The sequence below is a fragment of the Georgenia sp. genome, assembly GCF_054605595.1.
Window position 1 is genome coordinate 1 of the sequence record NZ_JBTSDU010000204.1, and the last position, 3,250, is coordinate 3,250.

Annotated in this window: 5 protein-coding genes; 2 read left to right on the forward strand and 3 right to left on the reverse strand. The window is 72.9% G+C overall.

What is annotated here, in order from left to right; all coding sequences use genetic code 11:
* The coding region (locus tag ACYC1Z_RS14815; protein WP_461410280.1) for a TetR/AcrR family transcriptional regulator at window positions 1-489 on the reverse strand (489 nt) is incomplete at its 3' end.
* A gap of 149 nt (window positions 490-638) precedes the next feature.
* Here ACYC1Z_RS14815 and ACYC1Z_RS14820 point away from each other — a divergent pair.
* Both ACYC1Z_RS14820 and ACYC1Z_RS14825 read left to right on the forward strand, forming a co-directional pair.
* Window positions 639-1,871: a hypothetical protein gene (locus tag ACYC1Z_RS14820; protein WP_461410281.1), complete on the forward strand. Its 1,233-nt coding sequence runs from the start codon at window positions 639-641 to the stop codon at window positions 1,869-1,871.
* Between the two features lie 101 nt (window positions 1,872-1,972).
* Window positions 1,973-2,221, forward strand: a complete 249-nt coding sequence (locus ACYC1Z_RS14825; protein ID WP_461410282.1) for a hypothetical protein — start codon at window positions 1,973-1,975, stop codon at window positions 2,219-2,221.
* Window positions 2,222-2,300: 79 nt separating this feature from the next.
* Here ACYC1Z_RS14825 and ACYC1Z_RS14830 read toward each other — a convergent pair whose 3' ends face one another.
* Window positions 2,301-2,594, reverse strand: a complete 294-nt coding sequence (locus tag ACYC1Z_RS14830) for a hypothetical protein (protein ID WP_461410283.1) — start codon at window positions 2,592-2,594, stop codon at window positions 2,301-2,303.
* 141 nt (window positions 2,595-2,735) lie between these two features.
* Window positions 2,736-3,250, reverse strand: a 515-nt coding sequence (locus ACYC1Z_RS14835; RefSeq protein ID WP_461410284.1) for a matrixin family metalloprotease, incomplete at its 5' end; no start/stop codon positions are given.

Sequence of the window (3,250 nt, forward strand, 5' to 3'; positions counted from 1 at the left end):
CCCGTCGGCCTTGCCGCGGGCGATCGCCGCCTCGACCGCGGCCTGCCGCGGCTCCAGGACCAGGCGGCGCACCGCGTCCAGCAGCTCGGGCACGGAGTTGCGGTGCACGATCGCGTTCGCCAGCACCGGGACGAGGTACTCGTGGTGCGCGGCGGCGATCTCCAGGGCGCGGGCAACCCGGTTCTCGAACTCATCGTCCCCGTCGTACCAGCCGGCCATCGTCGGCAGCTGCCCGATCCCCGCCACCGCGAGGTCGACCTTCGACCCGTAGTGCCGGTACACCGTCTTCGTCGACACCCCCGCCCCCCGGGCGACGTCGTCGACGCCCATCCCGGTGTAGCCGGCGTCGGCCAGCAGCCGCAGCGCCTCCCGCGCCAGCTGGACGTGGACGTTCTCCCACGCCGGCCCGCCCTCGCGCACCCCCCGCGGCACGCGCAGCCGACCGCCCGGGTACCGGTCCGGGTCCGGAGACTCCGCGGTCGTGGGCATGGCTCGACGGTACCGCGAACAGACAACGCCGGTTGTCACCCCGCAGCCGGACACGCCGGACCACTCAAAGCCCTATCCCCACCGCTGTCCATGTCGTTGTCCGTGCCACTACTGCCCGCCGGTCGTAGGCCGGCAAGGAGAGAGCCCTCATGAGATCCACGACCCTGGCCGCGATCGCGCTGGCCCTGGCCACGACGACCGCGAGCGTGATGGCCGGTCCTGCGCGGGCCGACACCGTGGCGGCCGACAGCACGCCGGTCGTCCTGGCCCAGGACACCACCCCCGCTCCCGCCACCATCCCCGCGACCCTGGTCGGCATCGACGCGACGCCCGTGAACGCGTTGAGCGTCACCGGGCACGGCGGGCGAAAGGTCACCGCGACCGCCCGCGGGCAACGCACCCGCACCGCCACCGTGGCCGCGGGCCGGCCGGCGGTCCTGCGGGACCTGGTCCCCGGCGTGCGGTACACCGTGGCCATCGCCGGCCGCAGGATCGGCACCGCCATCCCCCTCGCCCAGGTCGGGGCCGCCGCCGGGCTGACGGTCCAGACCACGCCCGTGGCCGGCTCGGTGCTGGTGACCTGGACGCACGCCGCCCGGGCTGGCGAGGGCGTCGACGTCACGTTCGATGTCACGGCCACCCCGATCAACGCGGACGGCACCGACGCCACGGGCCCCACCGGTGTGGTCACTGTCGTCGCGACTGGCACGACGGTCACCGTGGAGTCGTTGAGCACGACGGCCCGTTACCGGTTCACCGTCACCCCCCGCAACACCGCCAGCACCGGGCGGGCCAGCACCGCGGCGATGAGCAGGACGCTCGCCGAGATCGCGGGCACCACGGTCCCCGCGCCGACGCCCGTCCCTGCGCCCAGCCCGCCCGCACCCGCGCCTCCCCCGGCACCGGCACCCGCACCGGCTCCCGTTCCCGCGCCAGGGCCGGTGGCACCGGCGACGAAGACGATCTACGTGTGCCCCGCGGGCAGCACCCCGCAGGGGGAGCTGTGCCGCACCGTCACGCCGTACACGTTCGACATCAAGGCGTACACGTACCACCCGGAGTCCTACGCCTACACCGCCTACGGCGCGCCGTATGTCGTGCGCACCGGCGAGACCGGCCCCGGCCCCACCTGCGCTGCCGGCTGGAGCCCGGCATGGGACACCGACCCTGTCCTCGGCTCGGTCAACCCGCACTGCGAGCAGACCCGGCAGGACGCCTACACCGCCACCGGGACCCGCAACGTCAAGGACCCGGCCCCCGCCGGCTACACCGACACCGGCACCACCTGGACCAGGAAGGACACCCCGCCCCCCGGCTACACCGACGACGGCACCCAGTGGGTCAAGGACGCACCCAAGATCGCCCAGGTCGTCCCCGCCTGACCCGACCGATGGCGTGACCCGCACCGTGCGCGCAGCCCAGGCCTTGACAGATTTAGGTATTTCGTAGGTATCGTTCGGGTCAGCACGGAAGGAGGATCCCCATGCTCGCCATCTTTGCCGTCGCGGCACTGGCCCTGCTCGCCGTCGGCGCCCTGGTGATCGGCGTGCCGATCATGATCGTCGTCGCATTGCTCCGCTCGCGGCGCCAGGATCCCAGCCAGCTGGCCGGCGCGGATCCCGATTCGGAGTTCGCCGCCCTGGTGGGACGGGAATGGCCCGACGAGGCGGCCCTCCTCGATCCCACGGCTGCACCCGGCAGGCGGTTCGGTGGCAGCGCGCAGCGTCCGTGACGCCGGGAGTCTCGCGTCGCTGCGCAGTGTCCTGAAGGGACTCGCCGGGGCGCAGCGGCTGCGCACGTTCGCCGGCAGGTCAGGACTGCACGATCGCCATGCCCGCCAGCACGCCGGCCACGATCACGACCACCTCGACGGCCGATGCCAGCAGGATCCACGCGATCGCCCGGACGCCCACTGCGCCCTCACCCGCCCCGGCCGCGCCGGCAGGACCTGCGTGCTCGAGCTGGTACACGACGGTGCCACGGTCCGTGGCGACCCCGGGAAGGCCGGGCACCCGTGTCCAGCCCTGGTCTCGCAGGTCGTCCAGCCAGGCGTTCGGGCTGGGCTGGGCCAGCACGTCCCACTCGAACGACCGTCGCACGACCATCCGTGCACGGTAGGCCAGCAATGCGGGCAGGAATAGGCCTGCGACGGGGTGCGGCCGTGATGCGCGCCACAACTGCCCAGTAGCAGCACGCTCCGCGGTCGGGTCGACCGTGTCGCCTGAGCCGGAGTTCCGGCCGGCTGGTCAGTCCGGGATCGCGGGGCAGGGGTTGCTGGGATACAGCGTCCGCAGGCCGTCGATGTCGCCGGCGCTGAGCTGCCCGGCGCCGTTGTTGAGGATCTGCGAGTGCATGATCGAGGTGAAGTCCGAGACGTGGTCGAAGCCCATTGCGTGCATGGCCTCGTGCATCACCAAGGCCTGCCGGCCTGGGCCCTCGCGGTAGGAGTACCAGCCCGGCCCGAGATCCGGGCGCGGCCACTCGATCCGCCTGATCTCCAGCCCCGCCCACTCGTTCGTCGTCCACCAGTTGTTGTTGGAGAACGTCACCGAGCCCTTGCCCGTGCCGCGCGGGCCGCCCACGCCAGCCACGTTGGGTCCCCGGTTCGTCAGGTCGGCCCAACCGAACGCCAGCTCAGCCTGGGCCGGGTCGGTGGCCTCGACGAACCTCAGCCCGGTCTGCGCGGCCAGGATCGCCAGCGCGCCACGGACGTCGTCGATCATCGTGGACCGGTCCGCGGGCTCGCCGGACCGGTTGAAGT

Excerpts from the sequence above, each read along its gene's own strand:
- ACYC1Z_RS14820 (WP_461410281.1), top strand. The coding sequence starts at position 639 with ATGAGATCCACGACCCTGGCCGCGATCGCGCTGGCCCTGGCCACGACG.
- ACYC1Z_RS14825 (WP_461410282.1), top strand. The coding sequence starts at position 1,973 with ATGCTCGCCATCTTTGCCGTCGCGGCACTGGCCCTGCTCGCCGTCGGC.
- ACYC1Z_RS14830 (WP_461410283.1), bottom strand. The coding sequence starts at position 2,594 with ATGGTCGTGCGACGGTCGTTCGAGTGGGACGTGCTGGCCCAGCCCAGC.